The 26,278-nt window shown below is 73.3% G+C and carries 21 protein-coding genes; 8 read left to right on the top strand and 13 right to left on the bottom strand.

The genetic code is table 11. The features are described 5' to 3' along the window. Nucleotides 1–65: 65 nt before the first annotated feature. Together ABZT17_RS12855 and ABZT17_RS12850 are read right to left on the bottom strand one after the other, a co-directional pair. Entirely contained in the window at nucleotides 66–761 is a 696-nt protein-coding gene (locus ABZT17_RS12855) for an HAD family phosphatase (protein ID WP_356347438.1), read from the bottom strand. A 19-nt stretch (nucleotides 762–780) separates the two neighbouring features. Next, entirely contained in the window at nucleotides 781–1,257 is a 477-nt protein-coding gene (locus ABZT17_RS12850) for an Lrp/AsnC family transcriptional regulator (protein WP_356347435.1), read from the bottom strand. A 195-nt stretch (nucleotides 1,258–1,452) separates the two neighbouring features. Between ABZT17_RS12850 and ABZT17_RS12845 the strand changes: the two genes are divergently transcribed. Together ABZT17_RS12845 and ABZT17_RS12840 are read left to right on the top strand one after the other, a co-directional pair. Continuing rightward, a complete protein-coding gene (locus tag ABZT17_RS12845) occupies nucleotides 1,453–2,982 on the top strand; it encodes an FUSC family protein (protein WP_356347432.1) in 1,530 nt (509 codons plus the stop codon). A 79-nt stretch (nucleotides 2,983–3,061) separates the two neighbouring features. Continuing rightward, nucleotides 3,062–4,096 (top strand): lactonase family protein, encoded by a 1,035-nt coding sequence (locus tag ABZT17_RS12840; protein ID WP_356347428.1) that lies wholly within the window; start codon nucleotides 3,062–3,064, stop codon nucleotides 4,094–4,096. Nucleotides 4,097–4,182: 86 nt separating this feature from the next. On the opposite strand, the gene ABZT17_RS12835 is transcribed toward ABZT17_RS12840, so the two are convergent. From ABZT17_RS12835 to ABZT17_RS12820, 4 genes are all read right to left on the bottom strand, one after another. Then, the gene (locus ABZT17_RS12835) at nucleotides 4,183–5,106 is read right to left on the bottom strand and encodes a hypothetical protein (protein ID WP_356347426.1); all 924 of its coding nucleotides are present in this window, start codon (nucleotides 5,104–5,106) and stop codon (nucleotides 4,183–4,185) included. 151 nt (nucleotides 5,107–5,257) lie between these two features. Next, on the bottom strand, nucleotides 5,258–6,271 hold the full coding sequence (locus tag ABZT17_RS12830) for a BadF/BadG/BcrA/BcrD ATPase family protein (RefSeq protein WP_356347595.1): 1,014 nt from the start codon (nucleotides 6,269–6,271) through the stop codon (nucleotides 5,258–5,260). Nucleotides 6,272–6,345: 74 nt separating this feature from the next. Then, nucleotides 6,346–7,023, bottom strand: a complete 678-nt coding sequence (locus ABZT17_RS12825) for a uracil-DNA glycosylase (protein ID WP_356347423.1) — start codon at nucleotides 7,021–7,023, stop codon at nucleotides 6,346–6,348. A gap of 73 nt (nucleotides 7,024–7,096) precedes the next feature. Further along, complete coding sequence (locus ABZT17_RS12820; protein WP_356347421.1) at nucleotides 7,097–8,182, bottom strand: exo-alpha-sialidase; 1,086 nt, start codon at nucleotides 8,180–8,182, stop codon at nucleotides 7,097–7,099. 271 nt (nucleotides 8,183–8,453) lie between these two features. Here ABZT17_RS12820 and ABZT17_RS12815 point away from each other — a divergent pair, with 271 nt between their 5' ends. Beyond that, nucleotides 8,454–9,035 (top strand): hypothetical protein, encoded by a 582-nt coding sequence (locus ABZT17_RS12815; RefSeq protein ID WP_356347419.1) that lies wholly within the window; start codon nucleotides 8,454–8,456, stop codon nucleotides 9,033–9,035. Between the two features lie 207 nt (nucleotides 9,036–9,242). Here ABZT17_RS12815 and ABZT17_RS12810 read toward each other — a convergent pair whose 3' ends face one another. Both ABZT17_RS12810 and ABZT17_RS12805 read right to left on the bottom strand, forming a co-directional pair. Continuing rightward, the gene (locus tag ABZT17_RS12810; RefSeq protein ID WP_356347416.1) at nucleotides 9,243–11,240 is read right to left on the bottom strand and encodes a HEAT repeat domain-containing protein; all 1,998 of its coding nucleotides are present in this window, start codon (nucleotides 11,238–11,240) and stop codon (nucleotides 9,243–9,245) included. Between the two features lie 87 nt (nucleotides 11,241–11,327). Then, entirely contained in the window at nucleotides 11,328–13,001 is a 1,674-nt protein-coding gene (locus tag ABZT17_RS12805) for a DNA alkylation response protein (RefSeq protein ID WP_356347414.1), read from the bottom strand. A gap of 71 nt (nucleotides 13,002–13,072) precedes the next feature. On the opposite strand from ABZT17_RS12805, the gene ABZT17_RS12800 reads away from it, so the two are divergent. Beyond that, on the top strand, nucleotides 13,073–13,819 hold the full coding sequence (locus ABZT17_RS12800) for a PaaX family transcriptional regulator C-terminal domain-containing protein (protein ID WP_356347412.1): 747 nt from the start codon (nucleotides 13,073–13,075) through the stop codon (nucleotides 13,817–13,819). Nucleotides 13,820–13,914: 95 nt separating this feature from the next. Here the strand turns inward: ABZT17_RS12800 and ABZT17_RS12795 are convergent, their stop codons facing one another. Together ABZT17_RS12795 and ABZT17_RS12790 are read right to left on the bottom strand one after the other, a co-directional pair. After that, on the bottom strand, nucleotides 13,915–14,718 hold the full coding sequence (locus ABZT17_RS12795) for a pectate lyase (protein ID WP_356347409.1): 804 nt from the start codon (nucleotides 14,716–14,718) through the stop codon (nucleotides 13,915–13,917). A gap of 34 nt (nucleotides 14,719–14,752) precedes the next feature. Next, on the bottom strand, nucleotides 14,753–15,730 hold the full coding sequence (locus tag ABZT17_RS12790; RefSeq protein ID WP_356347406.1) for a pectate lyase: 978 nt from the start codon (nucleotides 15,728–15,730) through the stop codon (nucleotides 14,753–14,755). A gap of 308 nt (nucleotides 15,731–16,038) precedes the next feature. Between ABZT17_RS12790 and ABZT17_RS12785 the strand changes: the two genes are divergently transcribed. Continuing rightward, nucleotides 16,039–17,358, top strand: coding sequence for a PHB depolymerase family esterase (locus ABZT17_RS12785; protein WP_356347404.1), 1,320 nt, complete (start codon nucleotides 16,039–16,041; stop codon nucleotides 17,356–17,358). A 164-nt stretch (nucleotides 17,359–17,522) separates the two neighbouring features. Here ABZT17_RS12785 and ABZT17_RS12780 read toward each other — a convergent pair whose 3' ends face one another. After that, complete coding sequence (locus tag ABZT17_RS12780) at nucleotides 17,523–17,945, bottom strand: hypothetical protein (RefSeq protein WP_356347402.1); 423 nt, start codon at nucleotides 17,943–17,945, stop codon at nucleotides 17,523–17,525. Nucleotides 17,946–18,636: 691 nt separating this feature from the next. Here ABZT17_RS12780 and ABZT17_RS12775 point away from each other — a divergent pair. Continuing rightward, nucleotides 18,637–22,926, top strand: coding sequence for a cation-translocating P-type ATPase (locus ABZT17_RS12775; RefSeq protein WP_356347593.1), 4,290 nt, complete (start codon nucleotides 18,637–18,639; stop codon nucleotides 22,924–22,926). A 113-nt stretch (nucleotides 22,927–23,039) separates the two neighbouring features. Then, nucleotides 23,040–23,219 carry a hypothetical protein gene (locus ABZT17_RS12770; RefSeq protein WP_356347400.1) on the top strand — a complete coding sequence of 60 codons (180 nt, stop codon included), beginning with the start codon at nucleotides 23,040–23,042 and terminating at the stop codon, nucleotides 23,217–23,219. An 81-nt stretch (nucleotides 23,220–23,300) separates the two neighbouring features. Here ABZT17_RS12770 and ABZT17_RS12765 read toward each other — a convergent pair whose 3' ends face one another. Continuing rightward, on the bottom strand, nucleotides 23,301–24,380 hold the full coding sequence (locus ABZT17_RS12765) for an NADH:flavin oxidoreductase/NADH oxidase (protein ID WP_356347398.1): 1,080 nt from the start codon (nucleotides 24,378–24,380) through the stop codon (nucleotides 23,301–23,303). Between the two features lie 174 nt (nucleotides 24,381–24,554). Between ABZT17_RS12765 and ABZT17_RS12760 the strand changes: the two genes are divergently transcribed. Then, on the top strand, nucleotides 24,555–24,875 hold the full coding sequence (locus ABZT17_RS12760; RefSeq protein ID WP_356347591.1) for a helix-turn-helix domain-containing protein: 321 nt from the start codon (nucleotides 24,555–24,557) through the stop codon (nucleotides 24,873–24,875). Here the strand turns inward: ABZT17_RS12760 and ABZT17_RS12755 are convergent. Further along, nucleotides 24,798–26,183 (bottom strand): nucleobase:cation symporter-2 family protein, encoded by a 1,386-nt coding sequence (locus ABZT17_RS12755; protein ID WP_356347396.1) that lies wholly within the window; start codon nucleotides 26,181–26,183, stop codon nucleotides 24,798–24,800. The two genes, ABZT17_RS12760 and ABZT17_RS12755, sit on opposite strands and share 78 nt — an antisense overlap. Nucleotides 26,184–26,278: the final 95 nt, after the last annotated feature.

The following is a 26,278-nucleotide window of genomic DNA, read 5'->3' as shown; positions in this document are numbered from 1 at the left end:
CCTCGAAGGCGCGGGCCCGCCCGGCCGGGTCCTCGACCGGCGCCGGTTCCCGGCCCGGTCTGATCTCAGGCGGGGCCCGCTGACCGCAGCAGCCAGTCGTGGGCCGCCCGCGCCGTGAACTCCGCCTGTCCGCCGCGCAGCAGCAGAGCGGCGGTGGCGAACTCCGGAGCGTCGGCCTGTGCGGCGATGTACGGGATCGCGATACAGCGCATCCCGGCCGCGTGCGCGGCGGCGGCACCCGGAGCGGCGTCCTCCAGGACCACACAGTCGGCCGGGGCCGCGCCGAGCCGGCGCGCCGCCTCCAGGAAGACGTCCGGAGCGGGCTTGCCGCGGGGCACCTCGTCGGCCGAGACGACCGTACGGAGACAGGCGTCCAGGCCGGTCCCCGCCAGGATGGCGTCGATGGCCGCCCGCGACGAACCCGACGCCACGGCCATCGGCACGCCCTCCGTGGCGAGGAGTTCGACGAACTCGCGCATCTCCGGGTACGCGGGCGTGGCCGCGCGGGCCAGCTCCAGGTAGCGGCGGTCGGCGTCGGCGAGGAGTGCGTCGACGGAGGCCGCGAGACCGTACTCCCGTTTCCAGAGCTCCGCCGTCTCCCGGGTGCCGACGCCCACGTACCGCTCGTGCTCGGCCCATGTGAAGTGCGGGACGCCGTGTTCGGCCAGGGTCTGCCGGCCCGCCTCGTAGTAGTTCGGCTCGCTGTCCACGAGTGTACCGTCGAGATCGAAGATGACCGAAAGCGTGCCGAGCCTGCTCATGAACCCAGGATGGCAAAGGTCATGCGCGGGCCGCCCGTCCGATCGACTCGACGAGTGGCAGCAGCCGCTGCGGAACACGTTCCCGCAGCGCCACCTCGGTGCGGGTGCGCACGACGCCCGGCAGGCTGATCAGCTTCTGGATGACGTCCTCCAGATGGGCGTTGTCCCGCGCGACCACCCGGGTGATGAGATCTCCGCCGCCCGTGATCGAGAAGGCCTCGACGATCTCCGGCACGGCCGCCAGCGCGTCCCCCACGTCGTCCAGATGCCCCTGTGTCACCTCGATGTGCACGAACGCCAGCACCGGATGCCCGAGCGCGGCGGGGGAGAGCGTCGGGGCCGCTCCGGTGATCACTCCCTCGCGCTCCAGGCGGTCGAGCCGGGCCTGCAGGGTGCCCCGGGCGACGCCCAGGATCCGGGCGTACTCCCGCACACTCGTCCGCGGCTGCTCCAGCAGCAGGCGCAGGATGCGGGTGTCCAGCTCGTCCACGGCCATGGCGCGCGGCCTCCTCGTACATGGTCCGTTGGCCCGTCGGCGGACGACCCGGAACCGATATGACTGTGCCAATGGCCCAGCATATTCGGCGTCGCTTGAGCCAGTCGCGGCGGCAGTGCTGCAATGTCGGTGTCGATGGCGCTGCGGACCCCCGCGGCGCCTTTCTCATGCCGGTGTCCAAGGGGCGGGGTAGCAGTGCTGAAGAGGGTGTTCGTGGCTCCGGACCCGGGGCGGCTGCGGCTGCGGTTCGCCGCGCGCGCCGTGGTCGGCATCGGGTCGGCCGTGGTGCTGTGCGCTCTGGCCGGGGTCTCCCTCGTCGGCACCGTCGCCGGCGGACTGGCCGCGCTGCTCGCCCTGTTCACCGTCACCGACGCCATGGTCCGCGGACAGGCCGTCACCACCGCCCTGCTGCCGGCCGTCGGCCTGCCGGTGCTCGCCGCCGCGGCCGCACTGCACGACCACCCGGTCGCCCGCGACCTGGCCTTCCTCGCGGTCATCGGTGTCGGCGTCTACGCCCGCCGCTGGGGCCCGCGCGGCCACAGCCTCGGCGTCTTCGCGTTCATGACCTTCTTCGTGGCGCAGTTCCTGCACGCGACGACGGAGCAGCTGCCCGAGCTCTACGTCGCCGTCGTACTGTCCCTCCTCACCGCGGCGGCCGTGCGCTTCGGCCTGTGGTGCTACGAGGCCCAGCTGCCCCCGGCACCGGTGCCCGCCCCGCCCGCCGGCACCGGCCTGGCCCGCGTCACCACCCGCCAGGCCGTCCAGGCGACCGCCGGCGCGGGCTTCGCCCTCGTCGTGGGCCAGCTCGTGTCCGGCCAGCGCTGGTACTGGGCAGTCGGCGCCACCTGGTGGATCTTCGTCAACACCGTCTCCCGCGGCGAGACCCTGGTGAGGGGCTTCCGCCGGGTTCTCGGCACGGTGATCGGCATCGGCCTCGGCCTGCTGGTCGCCGTACCGGTGCACGGGGCGGGAGGCCCCACGGCCGTCCTCCTCGCCGCCTGCGTCTTCGGCATCTTCTACACGGCCGCCGTCTCGTACACCTGGATGATGCTCTGCGTGACCCTCCTCGCCGAGCTCCTCTACGGCCTCCTCGGCGTCCTCACTCCCGGCCTGCTCGCCCTGCGGCTCGCCGAGACCGCCGTGGGCGCGTCGGGCGCCGCCCTCGCCGTGCTGCTCGTCCTGCCGGTCACCACGCATCTGACGACCGACACCTGGATCCAGCGGGCCCTGCGCTGCGTGCACGCGTGCACCGCCGAGGCGGCGGCCCGGCTGGCCGGCTCCCCGGACGCCGACCCGGCCTCCCGGGTGACCGAGCTGGAGCAGCTGCTGGGCCGGGTACGGCTGTCCGTCGCGCCCCTCGTCCATCCGCTCAACCCGATGCTCGGCCGCAAGAGGCGCGCCCGGCATGTGCTGGCCCTCCTCGACGACTGCGCCCGCGAGATCCGCGGCCTGGTCTCCGTCGCCGCCGACCCGGAGGCCTCCCAAGATGCCCGTCTGGCCGCGGCGTGCTGGCGCGTGGAGGGGGCGGTCGAGGCGCTCACGGGTGGTGGAAGCGCGCACCGCACGACCCCCACGCCGGACGCGCCCCCGCGCGAGCGTGCGCGCCGCACGGCCTTCACGGACCCCGCACCCCCGGCCGGTCCGGCGCTGACCCACCTGCACGGCCTGGAACGGGCCCTCGCGGAGCTGGAGACACCGCTGCGGACCGCCGTTGCGGCCCCATGAATTCATCTCGTATGGTCTAGACCGCACGTGATCGACTGCTACGGTCACCGCGAGGGCACAGAACCGAGAGGGGACAGCGGTGACAGACGGCGGCGGGCGGCGACGGCGGGCCTTCATCGGGTCGTTCACGGCGGCCGGAGGCCCCGGGATCGTGACGGCGGCCGTCTCCGCCGACAGCGGCGCCCTGACCCTCCTGAGCAGCGTGAACAACGTCCCCGACCCGTCCTACCTGGCCCTGGCGCCCGGCGCCGCCACCCTCTACGCGGTCAGCGAGACGACCGAGGGCGCGGTGGCGGCGTACCGGGTGAACGGGGACCGGCTGGAGCGGGCCGGCGCACCCGTGCCGGTCGGTGGTGACGGACCCACGCACCTCGGCCTGTTCGCCGGTCACGTCCTCACCGCCAACTACGGCTCCGGCAGCGTCACCGCCGTACCCGTCCGCCCCGACGGCACGCTCGCCGACGCCCCCTCCGGAGTGCTCCGGCACACCGGCTCCGGACCGCACACGCGCCGCCAGCAGGGCCCGCACGCCCATCAGGTCCAGGCCGACCCCAGCGGCCGCTGGGCGGTCAGCGTCGACCTCGGCACCGACTCGGTCCGCGTCTGCGCCCTGACCGACGGCGCCCTCTGCGTGCACCGCGAGATCGCCCTGCGCCCCGGCTCCGGCCCACGCCATCTCGCCTTCCACCCGGACGGCACGCGCGCCTACGTCGTCAACGAACTCACCCCGACCGTCACCGCCTGCCAATGGGACGCCGAGGACGGCACCCTCAAGCCCCTCACCGAGACCCAGGTGCTCCCCGCCGCCCCGGCGGGCGACGCCTACCCGTCCGGGATCGTCACCTCGCCCGACGGCCGCTTCGTCTGGATCGCCACCCGGGGCGAGGACGTCCTGTCCACCTTCGCCGTGGAGGGCGACGACCTCCGCCTGCTCGGCACGGTCCCCTGCGGCGGCCACTGGCCCCGCGCCCTCACCGAGTCCCACGGCTTCCTCTACGCCGCCAACGAGCGCTCCGGGGACATCACCTGGTTCGCCATCGACCCGACCACCGGCCAGCCACGCTACGAGGGCACGGTCGAGGTCCCGGCCGTCTCCTGCGTGATCTTCGGCTGAGAGCCGCCGCGCACACGCCGAGGGCCCGCTCCGAGTCGTGGAGCGGGCCCTTCGGCGTCTCTACGGCCGTGCCGTGCGCGTCGGCGTCAGCGGACCGGGGTGCCCTGCGGCTGCTGCGGGGCGATGCCCAGGGCCGTCGTGTACTTGGCGAGGGCGAGCTTGCCGATCGCGGGGTACGGGCCGAGCGCCTCGGCGGCGGCGCAGCCGGCTTCCTTGGCGGCCTCCTCGATCAGACCGGGGTCGATCTCCGGCCCTATCAGGTACGGCGCCAGGGCCAGCTGCTGGGAGCCCGAACCACGCAGCTGCTCGGCGACGGACGCGATCGAGCCCTCCTGGTCCAGGGCCGCCGCCATCACCGGCACGGCCAGACGCGCGGCGAGCAGCATGCCGGTGATCCCGGCCGCCTGCACCGCCTCGTCACCGCCCACGGACGCCAGGATGATGCCGTCCGCCGCGGTCGCCACGGTGAACAGACGGGCACGGTCGGCGCGGGCCAGACCGGCCTCCGACAGCCGCACGTGCAGCGCCTCGGCGAGCAGCGGGTGCGGGCCCAGCACGTCGGTCAGGTCGGCCGCGACCCGGCTGTCCATCACGGCCTGGCGGACGACCCGGAGCAGCGCGCTGTCCGGACCGGCCAGCAGCGGCACGACGACGGCCACGGGGCCGTCCGGCTCCTTGACGTCGAGGCCCGCGGCCTTGGCCTGCTCGAAGCGGGCCGTACGCTCCTCCGCGGCATGCACGAGCACGGCCTGGAGCGTGGGGAACTCCCGGTCGTCCCCGTCCAGATAGCCGATGCGCGCGTCGAGACCGGGGAGTTCGGAGCGGGCGATGCTCACGACCTCCTCGGCGAGGCTGCGCGTGGCGGGGGCGGGGGTACCCGGCACCGCGAGGACGAGCGCGGGCGCGCCCTCGGGAGCCGCCAGCGGCTCGGGTCGGCGGTGCCGCCCGGGCTGGCGAGGTCGCGGCATTCGTACTGGCAGGCCGGACGCGGGCCCAGTGGGGGAGCTCATGGCGACGCATGTTACTGGCTTCCTGGGCTCCCCTGTTCGGGGAGGGTGCAGGTGAGCGGTATCCGTCCTGTTTTGTCTGATGAGTTACGTACGGATCAGAAGCGATCGCTGTACGAACCGGGCGCTTTTGCGAAGCAAGGTGCCCCTCTCCCTAACCGGTCATCACGGACAACATCGCCGCATCACCCGGGAGAGTGAGCGTGCCCGCCGCGAGGTCGGCCACGATGCGGAGCGCGCCCGCGAGGGGATCGCCTGCGGCCGTGACCCGCCGGGCGTGCGGGAGTTGTATCGCCAGCTCCTCCGCCACCGGTACGAGCAGCGGCTCGCCCATCTCGAAGAGGCCGCCGGTGAAGGCCACTCGGGGCTCACCGCCGGTGGGACACACCGCGGCGGCGGACTCGACCATGTGCCGGGCCGCCGCCCGCAGGATGCCCGTGGCGACCGGGTCGTGCCCGGCACAGGCGGCGACCCGGGGCGCGAAGGAGGCGAGGACGGCGGGCCGGTCGGGACGCGGATAGAGCTTCCCCGGCAGCCCCGCGACGGGCCCGAACTGCTCCTCGGCACACGTCAACAGCGCCGCCGACCCCCGGGGCCGCCCGTCATGGGCCCGCACCGCCGCCTCCAGCCCGGCCCGACCGATCCAGGCACCGCCGCCGCAGTCACCCAGCAGATGCCCCCAGCCGTCCGCGCGGTGCCAGCGGTCCAGGTCGGTGCCGACGGCGATCAACCCCGTACCGGCGGCGACCACCGCCCCGGGCCGCGCACCGAGCGCACCCGCGTAGGCGGTGACGGCATCCGCCGCGAGCGCCACCACCGGCACCCCGAACTCCCGCCCGAGGGCGCCCGGAAGCTCGGCGCGCAGAGCATCACCGAGGCTGGCCAGACCAGCGGCCCCCACAGCCGCGGCCCGCAGCTCGGTCACCCCGCTCTCGGCGAGCAACACCCGCACCATCGGCACCAGTTGCTCCATCAGATGCCCGGGGTCGATTCCCCGCGCTCCGGTACGCACCGGCTCCGACGACCCGCGCCGGGCCAGAGCGCCCCCGCGCGCATCGGCGACGACGACCCGCAGCCCGGACCCTCCGGAGTCCACGGCGAGGACCCCGACCGTGTCCCCGCCGCCCGGACCGACCGGTCGAGGCCCGACAGCGTTCCGGCCGCGGATCTCCGCGTCCGCGCCCGGAGCGTCGGCGTGCTTGCCGCCTCGGCCGGGTTGCGGACCTCCGTCGGCGACGTCGCTCACGGCAGGCGCCAGTCCACCGGCTGGCCGCCCTGGCGGATCAGCAGATCGTTGGCTCGGCTGAAGGGGCGGGAGTCGAAGAAGCCGCGGTCCGCGGACATGGGGGAGGGGTGGGCGGACTCGACGGAGGGGAGGTCGCCGAGGAGCGGGCGCAGATTGCGGGCGTCTCGGCCCCACAGGATGGACACCAGGGGCTTGCCGCGGCCGGCCAGCGCGCGTATCGCCTGCTCGGTGACCTCCTCCCAGCCCTTGCCGCGATGGGCGCCGGGTTTGCGAGGAGCGGTCGTCAGCGCCCTGTTGAGCAGCAGCACACCCTGCCGGGTCCACGGTGTGAGGTCGCCGTTGGACGGCTGGGGCAGACCCAGGTCGGTGTTCAGCTCGCGGTAGATGTTGATGAGGCTGCCCGGCAACGGACGCACGTCCGGCGCCACCGAGAAGGACAGCCCCACCGCGTGCCCGGGCGTCGGATAAGGGTCCTGCCCGACGATCAGGACCCTCACGTCGTCGAAGGGCTGCTGGAAGGCCCGCAGGACGTTCGCCCCGGCCGGCAGATAGGTGCGCCCCTCGGCGATCTCCCCCCGGAGGAACTCCCCCATCCCGGAGATCCGCCCGGCGACGGGTTCAAGGGCCTTCGCCCAGCCGGCTTCGACGATTTCATGCAACGGTCGTGGTGCCACGGGCGTCACCCTACTGCCGTACGGGCAGCGGGAATCAACCGGTGGCCAAGGCCCACCGATCCCCCCGTCCGGCTCATCCGACCACCGCCGCCCGCACACACAGCACGTCCGGCAGATGCGACGCCAGCTGCTGCCAGCTGTCACCGTCGTCGGCCGACGCGAACACCTCGCCGTTGCGGTTGCCGAAGTACACGCCCGCCGGGTCGGCATCGTCCGTGCACATGGCGTCCCGCAGCACCGTCCCGTAGTGGTCCTCCTGGGGCAGCCCCGCCGACAGCGGTTCCCAGCTCTTGCCCGCGTCCGCCGTCCTGAAGACCCGGCACCGGTGGTCGGCGGGCACCCGGTCCGCGTCGGCGTTGATCGGGAACACATACGCCGTGTCGCCCCGCCTCGGGTGGGTCGCCGCCGCGAAGCCGAAGGTGGACGGCAGCCCCTCACCGATGTCCGTCCAGTGCGCGCCCGCGTCGTCGCTTCTGTACACACCCCAGTGGTTCTGCAGATAGAGACGGTCCGGGTTCGCCGCGTCCCGTGCCACCTTGTGCACGCACTGCCCGAACTCCGGGTCGGGATCGGGCAGGAACACCGCGGAGACACCGGAGTTCGACGGCTTCCAACTCGCCCCGCCGTCCGTGGTCCTGAACACCCCCGCCGTCGAGACGGCCACCGTCACCGCCCGCGGGTCGCGCTGGTCGGTGAGCACGGTGTGCAGCCCCTCGCCACCGCCTCCCGGCACCCACTTCGAGCGCGTGGGGTGCTCCCACAGCGGACGGACCAGCTCGAAGGTCTCCCCACGGTCCTCCGAGCGGTAGAGCGCCGCCGGCTCGGTGCCCGCGTACACCACGCCCTCCTCCGCGGCCGCCGGGTGCAGCTGCCACACCCGCTCCAGCGAAGCCCCCGTGTCCTTGGGGAACTTGACGGCCGGCTGCGACGGCTCGGTCCATGTGCGACCCAGGTCGTCGGAGTGGAACACGGACGGACCCCAGTGAGAACTGTCACCCCCGGCCAGCAGGCGCGGCCTCTCGCCCCGGGTGTCGATGGCCACCGAGTACATGGCCTGCGCGTTGAAATACGGACTCTCGTCGAACTCCCAGGCGCCACCCCTTCGGCGCCCGATGAACAGGCCTTTTCGTGTCCCTACGGCGAGCAGTACCTCGGTCATCCCGATCACCTCCGCGACCTCTTCGTCCCAGACATTGGCCAGTTTGCACCCCACCACTGACAGTCACCCCTGGAACTGGCATCGCCGCTGGTCAGCGCGGTGTCGACGGTCTGTGGCGGTGATCTTCCGGCCGGTTTCCCGAAGCCCCTGCGCGATCCGGGGACTCGTGCGACCGTCGAAGTGGGGGCACCCGGCCTGAGCATCCGGGGACCCGGGCCCGTATGGGAGGGAGATCGGGGATGGTCAGGTGCTCATGAGGAGGAAGCCTTCGATGGCGTTCCGTGGTCCGAAGGTGTGGCTCTGGCGCTGGCGCCACAATCCGCTGAAGCGCCGTGCCGACACGGTGGAGGCCTGGGTCGTGCTCGGCGCCTGGCTGGTCACCGTGGTGGCGGGGGTGCTCGCCGGTCTCGCGGCGACCCAGTCCGTGGAGCACGGGCTGGCCCGGGAGCGGGCCGAGTGGCAGCGCGTCGAGGCACGGCTGACCGCGAAGGCCCCCGGAAAGGCCACCGCCGACACCGCGGCGAGCGGCGACCAGGTGTGGGGCAATGTGCGCTGGACCGCGCCGGACGGCTCCAGCCACACCGGTCAGGTCCGGGTAGCCCCCGGCAGCGCGGCCGGCAGCACGGTCCCCATCTGGTCGGACCCGCAGGGCCATCTGGTCACCAAGCCCGCCACCGCGTCCCAGGCCCGTCTGCGGGCCACCCTGATCGGCGTCCTGGTCGGCATCAGTGCCGCCGCGGTCCCGTTCGTGGGCGGGCGGGTCCTCTGCGGCCGCCTGGAACGCCGCCGCATGGACCTCTGGGACACCGAGTGGTCCCGTTTCGGCCCCTTGTGGGGCCGCAAGACCAGGTAACGACCGCCACCACACCCGGCCTCGGCCAGCGCCCGGTCGGGTGGCGTGCGAGGGCTATGGGGGGCGCCTCCACAGGCCCCGCTGTGCCGGGCGCGGCCCGCCCCGTCCCGCGCCGCTGATCACAGCCTCCGTTGCGCCTGGCGGAGCCTGTCCCGCCCGTCCCTCCCGTTCTCCCGTCCCTCCCGTGCCGTGTCCGTCGTCGTCGGCCTACGGCTCGTCCACCGCTTGCCGGCACACCCGCAGCAGCTCCAGGTCGTCGAGGATGTCGTGGCCGCCGTAGCCGCCTGTGGAGGCCTTGTGGCGGCGGGGTGAGGCGAGTTCCGTGCGGAGGAGGTCGTGGAGGGGCTCGCCCGCGGGGCCCGGTGCCGCGACGCAGGACGCGATCGGGAGCCGGGTGTGCGGGTTCTTCGCCCAGGCCGTCCTCAGGACCGGTGCCGAGAGCTCCGGGTCCCCGCCGACACGCCACAGGGCACACGCGGCCGCCGTCCGCTCCCACGGCTCGTCGGACCCCGCCAGACGGTACAGCCCGGGCAGCGCGGAACGGGCCGGCGGCCCCAGCCGCGCCAGGACGTCGGCCGCCGCGCGGGGGCGGTGTCCGTCGCTCGTCAACTCTCGGACCAGCACCGGCAGTACGGCCGAGACGTCCCCCTCCAACGACCACAACGCCTCCGCGGCGACGGCCGCCGACTCGGTGTCCAGCAGCCCCCGCAACGCGGGAATCGCCTCCCGTGCCACCGGTCCGAACGCCCCCAGCGCCCGCACCGCCGCCTCCCGGGGCCACCGTCCGTCGGCCGTCCCCGCCAGCAGTCGCAGCACCTCCGGCACCGCCCGGGTGTCACCGATCGCCTTCAGCGCCGACAGCAGCGGCATCGCCCGGTCGTACGTCTCGGGTGAATCGAGTGGCACGTCACCGAGTCTGCGGCGCAACGCAGGCGCCAACGGAGTCCCGGCGGCTCCCAGAGGGACGACCGCACGCCCCAGGTCGTCCGGCACGACCGGCCCGGCCAGCACCTGGGCCAGGACGGGCACCACCCGCGGATCCCCGCACCAGGCCAGCACCTTGACCGGGTCGCCCAGGGTCGGCGCCCCGCGCTCCCACCGCCGTACCCAGAGATCGGGACGGGAGGTCACCAGCGCGTGGAGGTCGTCGGCGGCCGGGGCGGCCAGGCCGACGATGCCGTCCAGGGCGGAGAGCGCGGCCTCGCGCAACCGGTCCTCCTCCGCGCCCAGTTGGGCGCCGATCAGCGCCACGACCTCGCTGTGGTCGGCACGCCACTCGCGGATCAGCCCCGGCGCCATCCACACCGCGTTGCACCGATCGGTCGCCCCCGGGCTGCTCAACTGCCCCACCAGCAGGGCGCTCCGCTCGTCCACCCGGTCGTCGAGCGCCCGGTGCAGGGTCCGCAGCAGCTGTGAACCCTCCTCGTCCGAGGGGCGCAGTCTGCGCAGCCGACCGACGAGGGTGTCCGTGTCCGGCCGGTCGGGCTCCTCCGATCGGCACGGCCGCCGTCCGGAGCGCTGCCTGAGCAGCCGTACGACGGTGGGCACCAGGTCGGCCGGGAGCCGGTCCGGGGCACAGCCCGCCAGCTGCCCCAGCGCGGCCAGCCGCAGTCCAGGACCGAACGGCGGGCCGCTCTGGGCGGTGAGGAGGTCCACCGCGTCGGCCGCGTGTGCCGGGTGGCGACGCGCGAAGACCCCGAGACCCTCCGCGAGGGCGAGCAGCACCCGGTCGTCCCGCTCCACCGTGATCCGCTGCCGCAGCAGGCCCATCACCCGCTCCGGTTCGTCGAGGAAGCGCACCAGCGCGCCCACGGCCGCCCCGCGCACCTCGGGGTCCGGGTCCTGGACCAGCCCGGCGAAGACGCCCGCCCCCGCCCGGACCGCGGTGCGCGCCATCGCATACGTGTCGTCGGCGCGCTCCCGGTCCTCGCCCTCCTGTCCGATGCCGGCCAGCAGCTCCACGATGCCGCCCCGCTCCCGCACCGCCTCGCTCGCCACGAGCGCGAACAGAAACGGAATGCACGCCAGCGTCGAGTCGTACACGTCGCCCTGGTGGTGCACCGCTCCGTACATCCCGTCGAGCGCGATCTCCCGCTCGGCCGGGTCCGCCGACGCCAGCCCCCTCAGCAGTGCGGGCACGTCCTCCGCGCTGCCGTACGCATGCCTCAGCGAGGCCCAGTCGACCTCGTCGATCCCCGTGAACACGTTGTCCTCCCCAGGCGAAGTGCCAACTGATCGTGAGTCTGCACCACGCCACTGACAACGAAGCGGAACCGGGAGGTGACAGTCTGCCTACAACAGGCTCAACTGCCCGTCGGGCAACGCCCGTTCCAGGATCGCGTCCAGGTCGGCGCCGTCGGGCAGGGTGCCGAAGGAGTGACCCCAGTCGCCGCCGAGCCGGGTCGCGCAGAACGCGTCGGCGACGGCGGGCGGGGCGTGCCGGACCAGGAGGGAGGCCTGGAGGGTCAGCGCCATCAGTTCGACCAGCCGGCGCGCGGTGGTCTCGGAGCCGGCCGCCAGCAGCTGCTCCAGACGGGCCACGGCCGCGTCCAGGCGGGCGTCCGCGCCCCGGGCCGGGGCGAGTTCGTCGAGGAGGGCCTGCGCGGTACCCGGCTCGCGGCTCAGGGCCCTGAGCACGTCAAGGGCGTTGACGTTCCCCGAGCCCTCCCAGATCGACAGCAGCGGGGCCTCGCGGTAGTGGCGGGGCATGCCGGAGTCCTCGACGTAGCCGTTGCCGCCCAGGCACTCCAGGGCCTCCGCGGTGAAGGCCGGGCCGCGCTTGGTGACCCAGTACTTGCCCACGGCCGTGGCGATGCGCCGGAAGGCCGCCTCTCGCGCGTCCCCGCGGATCGCCCGGTCGGCCGCGCCGGCCAGCCGCAGCGTGAGGGTGGTGGCGGCCTCGGACTCCAGCGCGAGGTCGGCCAGGACGTTGCGCATCAGCGGCTGGTCGATCAGCCGGGCGCCGAAGGCGGTGCGGTGGCGCACATGGTGACCCGCCTCGACGAGCGTTCTGCGCATCAGCGTCGCCGACATCATCACGCAGTCGAGCCGTGTGCAGTTGACCATCTCGATGATCGTCCTGACGCCCCGGCCCTCCGGCCCGACCAGCCAGGCCACCGTCCCGTCGAACTCCGGCTCCGAGGAGGCGTTGGAGCGGTTGCCCAGCTTGTCCTTGAGGCGCTGGATGCGGAACGTGTTGCGGGTGCCGTCGGGCAGGACGCGCGGCACCAGGAAGCAGGACAGGCCGTCCGGGGCCTGCGCCAGTACCAGGAACACGTCGCACATCGGCGCCGAGGTGAACCACTTGTGCCCGCGCAGGGTGTACACGCCGGGCTCGGCGGTCGGGGTGGCCGTGGTGGAGTTCGTACGGACGTCCGAGCCGCCCTGCTTCTCGGTCATTCCCATGCCCGCGAGCAGACCGGGCTTCTCGGTCGGCACCCGCAGACCCGGCTCGTACACGCGGCTGGTCAGCAGCGGCTCGTAGACCTTGGCCAGCTCCGGCTGTGCGCGCAGGGCGGGGACGGCCGCGTACGTCATCGAAGTGGGGCAGCCGTGTCCCGCGTCCGTGTGCCCCCAGACCAACCCGCCCGCGGTACGGGCCACATGGGCACCCGGCCGCTCGTCCGCCCACGGGGAGGCGGCCAGCCCCTCGGCGACCGCGGTCCGCATCAGATGGTGCCAGCTCGGGTGGAAGTCGACCTCGTCGATCCGGTTGCCGTAGCGGTCGTGGGTACGCAGCACCGGTTCATGGACGTTGGCCAGCTCGGCCCACTCCTGCGCCTCGGCGCTGCCCGCCGCCAGGCCCAGCCGCCGCAGCTCCTCCTCGGCCCAGCCGGCGCCCTCGCGGCGCACCCCCTCCAAGAGGGCGGTGTCCTCAGAGGCGTCGTACGGCGTCAGGGGCGGGGGCTGGTTGGTGACGTCGTGGGTGGCGTACGGCGGCGGCGTGGGCGCGGGTGTCGAGACCATGCCGCCATGTTGCACCCTTCGTGCGACCGTAGCAATGATGCAACAACAAGAGACCCGTACAGTACGTCCCCATGCGTATGAACGGCTCGGAGCGGCCCGGCGAGGTCGACCTGCGGCCCCTGTCCGCGCGGTCGGTCGTGCTGAGCCTGCTGCTGGGCTCCCACCCGCCGCAGCTGGCGGTCAGGGACCTCGTTCGCGCGGTGGAGCCCTTCGGCGTCGGCGGCTCCACGCTGCGTGCCGCGCTCAGCAGGATGGTGACCGCCGGTGACCTGCGGCGCACCGCCGACGGTGTCTACCGGCTCAGCGACCGCCTGCTGGCCCGCCAGCGCCGCCAGGACGAGTCGGTGGACGCCCGCACGCGCGCGTGGGACGGCGACTGGGAGATGGTGGTGATCACGGCGACCGGCCGTGGCCCCGCCGAACGCGCCGATCTGCGCACCCGGCTGACCGCGCTGCGGCTCGCGGAACTCCGCGAGGGCGTCTGGCTGCGCCCGGCCAACCTCACCCGCGCGCTCCCCGGCGAACTGGCGCCCGTCGCCCAGTCGTACACCGCCCGCCCCGACCGGCCGCCCCGCGAACTGGCCGCCGACCTCTGGCCGCTGGACGCCTGGGCCGCCACCGCGCGCGCCCTGCTGGCCCATGTCGCGCGGGCGGACCGCCCCGCGGACCGGCTCACGGCCTTCGCCGCGGTCGTACGCCATCTCCTCACCGATCCCGTGCTGCCCCCCGAACTCCTCCCCGCCCCCTGGCCGGGAACGGCCCTGCGCGACGCCTACGCGCGCTACCAGCGCGAGATCACCGGGGCCATGGGGGCGTGAGCCGGCGGGGGACCGCCCCCCGGACATGACACGGCGGCCGTACGAAGCGCCGTGCGGGTGCGCTTCGTACGGCCGGATTCCCCGTGGGGGGCCTGTTACTTGTAGGTGATGTCGGACGACGAGTACTTGCAGTAGGTTCCGTCCGCGTCCGAGCCGTTCTTCGGCGGCTCCGCACCCGTGTTGTTCCCGATGTACTTCTGGCAGGGGACGATCTTCTTGCCGGAGTCACCGACGATGGTGATCTTCCTCAGGGTCGCGCTGTCGCCGTAGTTGGTGTTGATCCCGACGATCGCGGTGCCCTTGTACGTCGCCTCGATGGTGTTGAGGTTGATGGTCCGCTTGTACTGCGTCTTGCAGTTGCCGCAGCTGCGCACCAGCTTGCCGAAGTTCTGCACGGCGAAGTTGGAGACGTTGAGGGTGCCGGCGCCGTTGAACTGGAACACCTTGTCGCTGGCTTCCTTCGCGCCGCCGCCGGAGACGGTGTAGACGTTCGAGGACGAGGAGCCCTTGAACGTCGCCGCGTCCTCGCCGACGTCCTCCCACCACACGTTCTGCAGCGTGCAGCTGCCCTCGCAGTGGATGCCGTCGGCCGCCGGGGCGCCGATGATGACGTTCTTCAGGACGGTCCCGGCCGCGAGGTCCAGGATCGGGTCCTGGCTCTCGCTCTGGCCGCCGGTGCCGAGGTCGCCGCTGCCGTAGAGGCGCTTCATCCCGTAGTCCTTGGTGCCGGACAGCTTGATGGTGGCGGTGACGGCCTGGCTGCCGTTGGCCGAGGGCCAGGTGGCGGCGCTCGCGGGTGCGGCGCCATCTGTCATGATCATGACAGATGAGAGCCCGAGTGCGGCCAGGCCGCCGGCGAGTGCGCGCCGACGGGCACGCGTGCGTGCTGGTGCGGTCATGTCCTGCTGCCTTCTTCCAGGTGGGGGGCGGGAGTCAGAGCTTTCCGGCGCCGGCGCCGGCGGTCACCGAGGCGACGACGGAGGAGGCCGGCTCGGCGGTGTAGGCGTAGGGCGGACTGGTGAAGGTGCCGACCCGGGAGATCTCGGTGGCGGCTCCGCCGAGGTCGTTGCCCTTGAGGTTGGCGTAGCCGTCCTCGTCACTGTCGCGGCTGGTGGTGACGGCGACCCCGGTGGAGCGGAACACGTTGTTCTCGACGAGCATCTGGGCGCCCATGCGCGAGTGCACGGCGGTCTCGGCGCCGACGACGTAGTTGTCGTAGAAGTGCCCGGTGCCGAAACGCAGGCTGGGGATGCGGGAGTTGACGTTGTCGAACCAGTTGTGGTGGTACGTCACCCGCAGATGCCCGGTGTCCTCGCTCGCGTTGTTGTCGCTGTGGCCGACCAGGGAGCCCTTGTAGTGGTTCTTGAAGGTGTTCCAGGAGACCGTCACGTAGTCCGAGGCGTGCGTGATGTCGACCAGGCCGTCGTAGTGGTCCTTGCCGTGGTCGCGGTCGGACGACAGGGAGTTGTGGTCGATCCACACCTTGGTCGACTTCTGGACGGTGATGGCGTCCGTGCCGACCGCCTTGCTGATGGCGAGGTTGCGGACCACCACGTTGGTCGCGTTCTTCAGCCGCAGTCCGCCGCCGGTGAATCCGGAGGACGAACCGACGCCCAGGACCGTGGTGTTGGAGCCGATGTCGACCTGACCGCTCAGCGAGATCAGGCCACTGACCCTGACGACCTTCGAAGCGCTGCCGGTGACCGCCGACTTGAAGGCGCTGAGCGTCGAGACGGTCACCGCCGACGCGCTGCCGCCGCCGGTCGTGCCCGCGCCGAAGCCGACCGGCGAGGACTCGGCCGCCGAGGCGGACTGGGGGAGGGCGAGGACGGCGACCGTGGTGAGCGCCGCGGCGGCGGCCGCCGCCAGGGTGGATCTTTGCGCGTGTGTATGTGGGGGGCGAGTACGCATGCGGGTGCGTCCCTTCGGAAGGTTCAATGTGGATCATGTACGTGAACGATGTACGCCATGTTGAACTTCGTGCGCGAGCAATGTACGGGTTTCGCCCCTCATGGGCGTCTCTCGGTCACATCGCTGAACGGAACGTAGAGGGTAAGCGCTTTCTGGTCAACGCTTTGCGCAAAAGACGTTCTGTCCGTGGGAGCGCTTCCGTGACGGTCGTGTCCATGCCACCATGCGGGACGCACGGTTCCCTTTTCCGGAAGATTCCCGAGGATTCCCGAAAGACCCGAGGATTCCCGAGAGAGAGGAGCAACAACGTGTCCACCCGCACCCGCACCACCGCGAGGAGACCACTGCGTACGGTCCTCCTGGCCCTGGTCACCGCACTGGTGCCCTTGCTCGCCGCGGTGAGCCTCGGCGCGCCCCCGGCCACGGCCGCCGTCCGGGCCGCCGTACCCACCGCGACCCTCACGGAGGTCACCGACTTCGGCACCAACCCCAGCAGTCTGCGGATGTACCTGTACGTCCCCGGCAGCGTCACCGCGCACCCCGCGGTCGTCGTGGCCGTGCACTACTGCACCGGCTCCGGGCCGGACATGTACAACGCCACCGAGTGGCACCAACTCGCCGACACCTACGGCTTCGTCGTGATCTACCCCTCGGTCACCCGGGCCAGCAAGTGCTTCGACGTCTCCTCGCCGCAGGCGCTCGAGCGGGGCGGCGGCAGCGACCCGGTCGGCATCAAGTCGATGATCGACTGGGTCACCCGCACCTATGCCGCCGACACGACGAAGATCTTCGCGACCGGCATCTCCTCCGGCGCGATGATGACGAACGTCCTGCTCGGCGACTACCCGGACGTCTTCGCGGCCGGGGCCGCCTTCTCCGGTGTACCGTTCGGCTGCTTCGCCACCACCGACGGCTCCGAGTGGAACAGCGCCTGCGCCAACGGCACGATCACACACACCCCGCAGGAGTGGGGCGACCTGGTCCGCGCCGCCTACCCCGGCTACACGGGACCGCGTCCCCGGATGCAGCTGTGGCACGGCACCGAGGACGCGACGCTGCGCTATCCCGACTTCGGCGAGGAGATCAAGGAGTGGACCGATGTGCTCGGCGTCGGCCAGAGCCCGGCCGCCACCGACACCCCCGCCTCCGGCTGGACCCGCACCCGCTACGGCTCCACCGGTGACCGGGCCCCCGTGGAGGCGATCAGCCTCCAGGGCGTCGGCCACAACCTCTACACCTACGGCATGGCCTCCCGCGCCCTCACCTTCTTCGGCCTCGACAGCTCCGGCCCCGCGCCCCAGCCGCCGCCGGGCGCCTGCAGGGTGAGCGTCACGACCAACGCCTGGAACACGGGCCTGACCGCCTCCGTGACCGTCACCAACACCGGCACGACGACGATCAACGGCTGGCAGCTCGCCTTCACCCTGCCCGCCGGGCAGACCCTCACCAACGGCTGGGGCGCCACCTACGCGCCGAGCACCGGCGCGGTGACGGCCACCAACGCTTCGTACGACGGGACGATCGCGCCCGGGGCGAGTGTGTCCATCGGCTACCAGGCCGACCACACCGGCAACAGCGGGGCGCCGGCCGCCTTCACGCTCAACGGGACGGTCTGTACGGCCGGTTGACCTGTCTCGCACGTGCGGTGGCCGAGGACGGCGGTCCCCGGCCACCGCACGTGTCCGCCTCGCGGGCTCCCCTCGCCGCCCGGCGTTCCCGGTATCTGCCTGCGGGAAGTCCGGGTGACCTCACGCAGGGCGGGAACCCGGCCGTCCGGAAGCGATGTCGGACGTCACGGAAAGAGGCGGATCATGGCTCGGCAGCAGTCGTCGTCGACGACCCTCCCGCAGCCGTTGCGCACCGCAGCGTCGGTGCTGCGGCGCGTACCCGGCGCGGGGACGGTGAGCAGGGTGGCCGGGGGAGCGCTGGACAGGGTGGGCGCCGTGTCGCCGCGCGGGCGGCGCCTGGCCGTGTACACGGGAGCGGGGGTCCTCGGTGTCGCGGGCGTCGTGGAGTGGCCCGTCGCCGTCACCGGTGCGGCGGTGGCGTGGTTGACCCAGTCCCGGCCGGAGGAGCGGGAGCGGCCCGCTGCCGCGGTTCCCGAGGGCGAGGTTCCCGCGGGCGAGATCCAGGTGATCCCCGTGAGCGAAGAGCCCGGGAGCCCTGCGGGTGGCACGGGCGAACCGGGCGAGATGCCGTCGGGCGACGTGGGCACGACACCCGGAGAGTCGCTGAGCGCGGCGCCGTTCCGTGCTTCGAGCGGTTCGGACCAGGTGATCACCGGCGACACACAGCTGCCCGTGGGCCCGAAGGCACCCTCACCCGCCGCACCGGAGCCGAATACCGCCGACGCGGCCCCTCCGGCTGGGCCCGTGGAGCCGGACTCCGGCGCGGCGGAGCCGAAGACAGGCGTGTCGCGGTCATCCGGCGACTCCGGGACCCTGACACCGGACGCGACGGAGCCGACCGCCCCCGCCGAGCCCAGGCACTCCTCCGGCCACGAGTCGGATCCCGGTCGACGGCACCCGTCCGCCGCCCCGAAGTCCCACAACAGCGGCACGGACGATCAGCCGCCCGGTCCTGAGGCTCCGTCTCCGGGGGCGGCGGAGGGGACGCCTGGTCCCGAGGCTCTGGCTGCGGGTGGGGTGGCCCAGCCGTCCGGCCGCGAGTCCTCGCCCCTGGGAGCAGTGGGGCAGCCGTCTGGTCCCGAGGCGCCGTCGCCCGGAGCGGCGGAGGAGGTGGCCGGTCCGGAGGCCTCGTCTTCCGGAGCAGTTGAGGACGCCGCCGGGAGCGAGGCTTCGTCTCCTGGTGTGGGGGAGTCGAGCGGTGGTGTTGGTGAGGGCGGTTCCGGGACCGCTTCTCCGCGTCGGACGACGCTCTGAGGGGGTGTGACGGTGCTGGGTGTGCTGGCTCGGGCCTTGGGTGCCGCGATCGGGGTGGCGGGGGCCGGGCCGCGGCTGGTGGTGCGGGGGGCCGCGCCCGGGGTGGGTGCGGCCGCCGGGGCGGTGGCCGGGACCGCGCGGGCCGGTGTGCGCGGTGCCGACGGTGCCGCGCAGGTCGTAGGGGTCGTCCGGCGCTCGCTGTCGGGCGGCCCGCGGCCCTGGCGCTCCGGCACCCGGGCGCATCTGGCGCTGCGGCCCGAGGAGCCGGACCGGCTGCGGAGGGAGGGCGGGGCGGAGCAACTGGCGCGGCGGGCCCGGCGGGTCGCCTCGGCGCTGGCAGAGCGCCCGGACGTGGTGAGCGCGTACTGGGACGGCGGGCTCAGCAGACTGGTCGTGGTCGCCGTGGAGGAGGCGGTCGGTGACCGGGTCGTGGAGGCGGCCACGGAAGCCGCGGCCCGGCACGGGCTGGCCTCGACCGACGAGAGTGTGGAGGAGTTCGCCCACCCCGCCGACCCGGCCGGAGTGCGGGCCGCCGCCGAGGCGCTCGCCGCCGACGCCCTGGGCATCACGGTCGCCTTCGCCGGATACGGACTGCGGCTGCCGCCCTCACCCCGCCAGTTGACCGCGCTGGTGACGCTGGCCCGCGAGAACCCCCGCGTCCGCGCCTGGCTGCGGGCCCGCCTCGGCCGCACCCGGATGGATCTGCTGCTGGCCGCCGCGAACGCGGTCGCGCACGGCGCCGGCCGGACCCCGACCGCCCTGGTGCTCGACGGAGCGCTGCGCGCCTGCCAGTTGGTCGAGACCGCGGCCCGGGTGACGGCCTTCGAGTCGGTGCACGACGAGGTGTGCACCCCGCAGCGGTCCGGTGTGCCCGCGGGCCACCGCCCGCGCCCGCCGCTGCGCACCTCCCCCGCGCAGGAGTACGCCGGTCACGCCTCCGTCGGCAGTCTGCTCGGCGCCGCGGCCGCCCTGCTGGTCAAGCACGATGTGACGGAGGCCGCCGAAGCCGTCCTCGCCGGCTCCCCCAAGGCGGCCCGGTACGGTCCCGCCGCCTTCCACGCCCTCCTCAGCACCGCCCTGTCCCGCTCCGGCGTCCTGGTGCGCGACACCGAGCGCCTGCGGGAACTGGAGATGGCCGACACGGTCGTACTGCATCCGAGCGCGCTGCGGGCGCCCGGCGACGGCGCCGACGCCTGGGCCGAGCCGGTGCTGGACGCGGCACGGCGGGCCGGGCTGCACGTGGTCCTGGGCGACGACCCCGCCCTGGCCGACTTCACCGGACTCGCCGACACCCTGCTGCCCGCCGAGCGGTCCCTCGCCGACGCGGTGACGCAGCTGCGCGAGGAGGGCCGGACCGTGGTCACGGTCGCCCGGCCCCGCTCGGCCGACGACTCGGACGTGCTGGCGGGCCTGCTCGGCGGGGACGTGGCCGTCGCCCTGACCGATCACGGCGGTGCCGTGGTGTGGGGAGCGGACGTGCTGGCCCTGCACGGTCTGGCCGATGTGTGGCGGCTGCTCACCGCCGTCCCGGCGGCCCGCGGTGTCGGCCGCAGGGCGCAGGTCCTCGCCCGGTCCGGCGCCACGCTCTCCGGCATCCTCGTGGCGGTCGGTGAGGCCCGCGGCACGGCCCGCACCCCGTGGCCGGGGCTGCGCCACACGCCCGTGGACGCGAGTGCCGCCGCCGCCCTGTTCTCCGGCGCCCGCGCCGCACTGCGCGTGGCCAGGACCCCCGCCCCGCACCCGCGCCCCCGGGTGGCCTGGCACGAGCTGGAACCCGACGACGTACGGGACCGGCTCAGGCGTCTGCCGCAGGAGGAACCGGCGGCGGACGGACAGGCCGCGAGCATGGCCTCCCGCGTCGGCCGGCACCCCCTGCTGGCCCCGGCGCGCTGGTCCGCGCGGCTGGCGCGGGCCGTGCGCGGGGAACTGGACGACCCCCTCACCCCCGTCCTGGCCGTCGGTTCGGCCGCCGAGGCGATCCTCGGCTCCGCCATGGACGCCCTGCTCGTCGTCGGCGCGCTGGACCTCAACGCCCTGGTCGGCGGTCTGCAACGGCTGCGCGCCGAGCAGGCGGTGTCCGGGCTGCTCGCCGAGCAGAAGCGGAAGGCACGTGTCGCGCCCCCGGACGACGCCGAGCGCGGAGACACGCGTACCGTCGAAGCCGCCGGGCTCCGGCCGGGCGACGTCATCGAGCTCAACGCCGACGACGTGGTGCCCGCGGACGCGCGCCTACTCCGGCAGGACGGGCTGGAGGTCGACGAGTCCGCGCTGACCGGGGAGTCCCTGCCGGTCGGGAAGCGGACCGACCCGACACCCGAGGCGGCGGTCGCCGAGCGCAGCTGCATGGTCTTCGAGCACACCACGGTCGTGGCCGGACAGGCCCGCGCCGTCGTCGTGGACACCGGCGACCGCACCGAGGCCGCCCGCGCCGTCCACCTCGCCGCCCGCACGCCCCCGGCCGCCGGAGTACAGGGCAGGCTGCAGGAGATCACCCGCAGGGCACTGCCGCTGACACTGGCCGGCGGGGCCGCCGTGACCGGTCTGGCCCTGCTGCGGCGTACACCGATCCGCGAGGCCGTCAGCGGGGGAGTGGCCATCGCCGTGGCCGCCGTACCCGAAGGACTGCCCCTGGTGGCCACGGTGGCCCAGCTCGCGGCGGCCCGCAGACTGAGCCGGCGCGGGGTGCTGGTGCGCACCCCGCGCACGCTCGAGGCGCTGGGCCGGATGGACACCATCTGCTTCGACAAGACCGGCACACTCACCGAGAACCGGCTGCGTCTGACCCGGGTCACGAACGGCGACGGAAGGCCTCGCGGGGTGGACGACGAGGTCGCCGCACACACCCTGCGCACCGCCGCGCGGGCCTGCCCGCAGCTCAACGGCGACTCCGACCGGATCGTGCACGCCACCGACGAGGCCGTCCTCGAGGCGGCACGCCCGGACCCGGAGTGGACGCAGCTCGAAGGACTGCCCTTCGAGGCCGCCCGCGGCTACGCCGCCGCCGTCGGCCGCACCGGGGACGGCCCGGGTGTCCTGGTGGTCAAGGGCGCGCCGGAGAACGTCCTGCCCGCCTGCGCGGACCTCCCCTCCGGCGCCTCCGACGCGGCCTCCGCGCTCGCCGCCGACGGGCTGCGGGTCCTGGCCGTGGCCGAACGGCGGCTCACGGACGGCGGGGACGGCGAGGAGGGCGGCGACGAGAAGGACGTACTCGAACAGCCGCTCGGGAAGCTGGAGTTCACCGGGCTGCTGGCGCTCGCGGACGCCCCCAGGGAGACCTCCCCGGCGCTCGTGCGGGGTCTCGGCGAGGCGGGCGTACGGCCCGTCATGCTCACCGGCGACCATCCGCAGACCGCCCGGGCCATCGCGGGCGAGCTCGGCTGGCCCGCCGACACGTCCGTGGTCACCGGTGACGAGCTCACGGCCGCCGACCGCTCGGCGAGGGAGCGGATGCTGCGGGACGTCGGCGTGGTGGCCCGGGTCGCGCCCGAGCAGAAGCTCCAGGTCATCGAGGCGCTGCGGGACGCCGGCCGGGTGGTCGCCATGGTCGGCGACGGCGCCAACGACGCCGCCGCGATCCGGGCCGCCGACATCGGCGTCGGCATCAACGCCCGCGGCTCGGCCGCCGCCCGCAACGCGGCCGACCTGGTCCTCACCGAGGACGACCTGTCGGTGCTGATCGAGGCCGTCCAGGAGGGCCGCGCCCTGTGGCACAGCGTCGCCGACGCCATCGCCATCCTGATCGGCGGGAACGCGGGGGAGGTCGGCTTCGGCATCCTGGGCACGCTGATCGCGGGCCGGGCACCGCTGACGACCCGGCAGATGCTGCTGGTCAACCTGTTCACCGACCTGTTCCCGGCGATGGCGGTGGCCGTGACGCCGGACGAGGAGGCCCGGCGGTCGGCCGCCGGATCGCCGGAGGACACCTCCGACGTGCTGGGCCGGCCGCTGATCCGGCAGATCCGGCACCGCGCGCTGACGACCGGTGCGGGCGCCACCGCGGCCTGGCTGTTCGGCCGGTTCACCCCGGGCACCGCCCGCCGCACCGGCACCATGGCACTGTGCGGGGTGGTCGGCACCCAGCTCGCGCAGACCCTGCTGGACCGCCGGGACAGCCCACTCGTCCGGATCACCTCGATCGGCTCCGCGGTGGCGCTGGTGGCCCTGATCCAGACGCCGGGCGTCAGCGGCCTGTTCGGCTGCACCCCCCTGGGCCCGGTGGCCTGGGCGGGAGTCGCGGCCTCGATCGCGCTGGCACCGGCGGGCCGGCGGATGCTGCCGCGGCTGGAGGAGACGGTGCGGGGCCTGGTCCCGTGACACAGGATGTTCGCACCATGGGCACAGAACGCGTGCTTCTTCTCCGCCGTTACGACCCGCCGGCTCTGCTTTATTTGCTGGTCGGCCGTACCGCACCCAGAAGGATCACCCCTGTGACACCGAACGCGACCCACGACGACCATCTACCGGTCTACGACAGCCTCGTCCGCGAACGCGGTGACGTCGTCGCCGAGACCCGCCAAGTGGCGGAGAGGGCACAGCACCACGCGCTGCAGGGGCTGCACGGATACCCCGTGTCCGACGCGGACCTCGCGGACCTCGACCCGCGCTGACAGCCGTCCCCGATCACCCGCACCACCGCTGAACGCTCGCGTCCCCGCGGTTGAGCGACGCCGACCCGACCGTGTCCGGACCTAGACCGAGCGGTGGTACTGCTCCGGCACATGCACCTCGCCGCCCAGTTCCCGTGCTGCGTGCCTGGCCCAGGACGGGTTGCGGAGGAGTTCGCGGCCCAGCAGCACCGCGTCCGCCTCGCCGTTGGCCAGGATCTTCTCGGCCTGTTCGGCGTCCGTGATCAGTCCTACGGCGGCGACCGGCAGGGACGTCTCCGACCTGACCCGGGCCGCGAAGGGCACCTGGTAGCCGGGCCGGACCGGGATGGTCACCCCGGAGGCGTTGCCGCCGGTGGAGACGTCGAGCAGGTCGATGCCGTGCGCCCGCAGATCGGCGGCGAAGCGGACCGTGTCGTCGGCACTCCAGCCGCCCCGCTCCAGCCAGTCGGTCGCCGAGACACGGAAGAACAGCGGCTTCTCCTCGGGCCACACCGCCCGTACGGCGTCCACGACTTCGAGCGCGAAGCGGGTGCGGTTCTCGTAGGAGCCGCCGTAGGCGTCGGCGCGGTGGTTGGAGTGCGGCGAGAGGAACTCGTTGATCAGATAGCCGTGGGCGCCGTGGATCTCGGCGACCTCGAAGCCGGCGGCGAGGGCGCGGCGGGCGGCGTCCGCGAACCGGCCGACGATCTCCTGGATCTGATCGACCGTCAACTCGGTCGGCACCGGGTGCCGTTCGTCGAAGGACACCGCGCTCGGGGCGAGGGGCTGCCAGCCGCCCTCCTGCGGCCCCAGGGGCGCACCGCCCTTCCAGGGCCGCCCGGTCGACGCCTTGCGGCCGCTGTGGGCCAGCTGGATGCCCGGCACGGTGCCCTGCGAGACGAGGAAGCGCGTGATCCGGCGGAACGCCGCCACCTGGGTGTCGTTCCAGATGCCCAGGTCGTGCGGGGAGATCCGGCCCTCGGGCGAGACAGCGGTGGCCTCGACGACGACGAGCCCGGTGCCGCCGGCCGCGCGTGCCGCGTAGTGCGCGAAGTGCCAGTCGTTCGGCGCTCCGGTGTCGGGTCCCTCCGCCGCGGCGGAGTACTGGCACATGGGCGCCATCCAGACCCGGTTCGGGAGGGTCACGTCGCGCAGGGTGAAGGGCTGGAAGAGGGCGCTCATACGGAGCTGCTCCGTTCTCGCGATACCGGGACGAGGGACACTCGTACGATAGGCATCGTAGTACGCGAAGTGTCAAACTACGATACCTCTCGTACAATGGCTGTCGTGAGTACCCCCGTCCCTGCCCCCGCCGCCTCCGCCTCTGCTCCCGTCTCCGTCGCCGCCGGCCGAGACCTGCCCCACCCGACCCGCGACGACCTCCGGCTGGAGGCCGTACTGCACGCGCTCTCCGACCCGATGCGGCTGCGGATCGTGCGAGAGCTCGCCGCCGACGGCGACGAGCTGTCCTGTTCGCAGTTCGAGCTGCCGGTCACCAAGTCCACCTCCACGCACCACTTCAGGGTGCTGCGCGAGGCCGGGGTGATCCGGCAGAACTACCGGGGCACGGCGAAGATGAACGGTCTGCGCCGCGAGGACCTAGACGACCTCTTCCCGGGACTCCTCGACGCCCTGCTCGCCGCCGCCGCTCGGCAGGAGGCCCGCCTCGGCGGGTGAACCGGCCTTCGAGGGAGGGTGGTTGAAGAGCAGGTTCAGCATGATCGCCGTCAGACAGCCCGCGCTGATACCGCTGTTCATCACCGTCTGGAACCAGTCCGGGAACTTCTCGTAGACCGTCGGCACCCCCACCGGCAGCATGCCCACGGCCACCGAGACGGCCACGACCGTGAGGTTGTGGTTGTCCTTGAAGTCCACCTGCGCGAGAGTCCGCAGACCGCTCGCGGCCACCGTCCCGAACATCACCAGACCCGCGCCGCCCAGCACCGGCGCCGGTATGGCCGCGACGACCGCGCCCAGCTTGGGCAGCAGGCCGAGCAGGACCAGGATGCCGCCCGCGGCGGCCACCACCCAGCGGCTGCGGACCCGGGTCATGCCGACAAGGCCCACGTTCTGCGCGTACGCCGTGTACGGGAAGGTGTTGAAGACGCCGCCCAGCACGGTCGACAGCCCGTCCGCGCGCAGTCCGTCCGCCAGTGAGCGCGGTTCGACCTCGCGGCCCGTCATCTCGCCGACCGCGATCAGGTCGCCGGTCGTCTCGGTCATCGTCACCAGCGCCACCACCAGCATGGAGATGATCGCCGAGGCGTGGAAGGAGGGCGTGCCGAAGTGGAACGGCGTGCTGACGCCCACCCAGTCGGCGTCCCCGACCCCGCCGAAGTCCGTGAACCCGAAGGGGACCGCGACCGCGAGCCCCACCACGATGCCGATCAGCACCGCGATCCGGCTCAGGAACGCCGGCGCGAAGCGCTGCACACCCAGTACCACCAGGAGCACGAAGCCGGCCAGCGCCAGGTTCTTCGGCTCACCGAAGTCCTTCGAGCCGACCCCGCCCGCGGCCCAGTTGCCCGCGACCGGCAGCAGCGAGACGCCGATGATCAGGATGACCGTGCCGGTGACCAGCGGCGGGAAGAACCGCAGCAGCTTTCCGAAGACCGGCGCGAGGAGCACGATCGCCAGCCCCGCGACGATCACCGAGCCGTAGATCGCGGGCAGTCCGCCGCCCGTCGTGCCGATCAGCACCATCGGCGACACCGCGGCGAACGTACAGCCCTGCATGATCGGCAGCCGTACGCCGAACCGCCAGAAGCCCACGCACTGGATGAGCGTCGCGACTCCGCACACCAGCAGGTCGGCGGTGATCAGATACGCCAGGTCCGCGGGCGACAGTTTCATCGCCCCGCCCACGATCAGCGGTACGGCCACCGCGCCGGCGTACATCGCGAGCACGTGCTGGAGGCCGAAGGCGGCCAGCTGCCGTACGGGTGGGACCTCGTCGACGGGATGGACGGGGGTGGTCGTGGCCATGGGCACTCCAGAGCGGCGGAGACAGGGGGGACGTCCGATCAGCACGAGACCGCAAGAGAATTGAACAGTTTGTTGATTTCCGGGCCGTTGTGGCT

The sequence above is a fragment of the Streptomyces sp. NPDC005648 genome (assembly GCF_040605395.1).
Lineage (GTDB): Bacteria > Actinomycetota > Actinomycetes > Streptomycetales > Streptomycetaceae > Streptomyces.
The sequence above is the reverse complement of the archived record's forward strand: the minus strand, read 5'-3'. Positions and strand labels throughout refer to the sequence as shown.

Coding starts and splice junctions, on each gene's coding strand:
- ABZT17_RS12855 (WP_356347438.1), bottom strand. CDS start 761: ATGAGCAGGCTCGGCACGCTTTCGGTCATCTTCGATCTCGACGGTACA.
- ABZT17_RS12850 (WP_356347435.1), bottom strand. CDS start 1,257: ATGGCCGTGGACGAGCTGGACACCCGCATCCTGCGCCTGCTGCTGGAG.
- ABZT17_RS12835 (WP_356347426.1), bottom strand. CDS start 5,106: ATGAGCTCCCCCACTGGGCCCGCGTCCGGCCTGCCAGTACGAATGCCG.
- ABZT17_RS12820 (WP_356347421.1), bottom strand. CDS start 8,182: ATGACCGAGGTACTGCTCGCCGTAGGGACACGAAAAGGCCTGTTCATC.
- ABZT17_RS12815 (WP_356347419.1), top strand. CDS start 8,454: ATGGCGTTCCGTGGTCCGAAGGTGTGGCTCTGGCGCTGGCGCCACAAT.
- ABZT17_RS12805 (WP_356347414.1), bottom strand. CDS start 13,001: ATGGTCTCGACACCCGCGCCCACGCCGCCGCCGTACGCCACCCACGAC.
- ABZT17_RS12800 (WP_356347412.1), top strand. CDS start 13,073: ATGCGTATGAACGGCTCGGAGCGGCCCGGCGAGGTCGACCTGCGGCCC.
- ABZT17_RS12795 (WP_356347409.1), bottom strand. CDS start 14,718: ATGACCGCACCAGCACGCACGCGTGCCCGTCGGCGCGCACTCGCCGGC.
- ABZT17_RS12790 (WP_356347406.1), bottom strand. CDS start 15,730: ATGCGTACTCGCCCCCCACATACACACGCGCAAAGATCCACCCTGGCG.
- ABZT17_RS12765 (WP_356347398.1), bottom strand. CDS start 24,380: ATGAGCGCCCTCTTCCAGCCCTTCACCCTGCGCGACGTGACCCTCCCG.
- ABZT17_RS12755 (WP_356347396.1), bottom strand. CDS start 26,183: ATGGCCACGACCACCCCCGTCCATCCCGTCGACGAGGTCCCACCCGTA.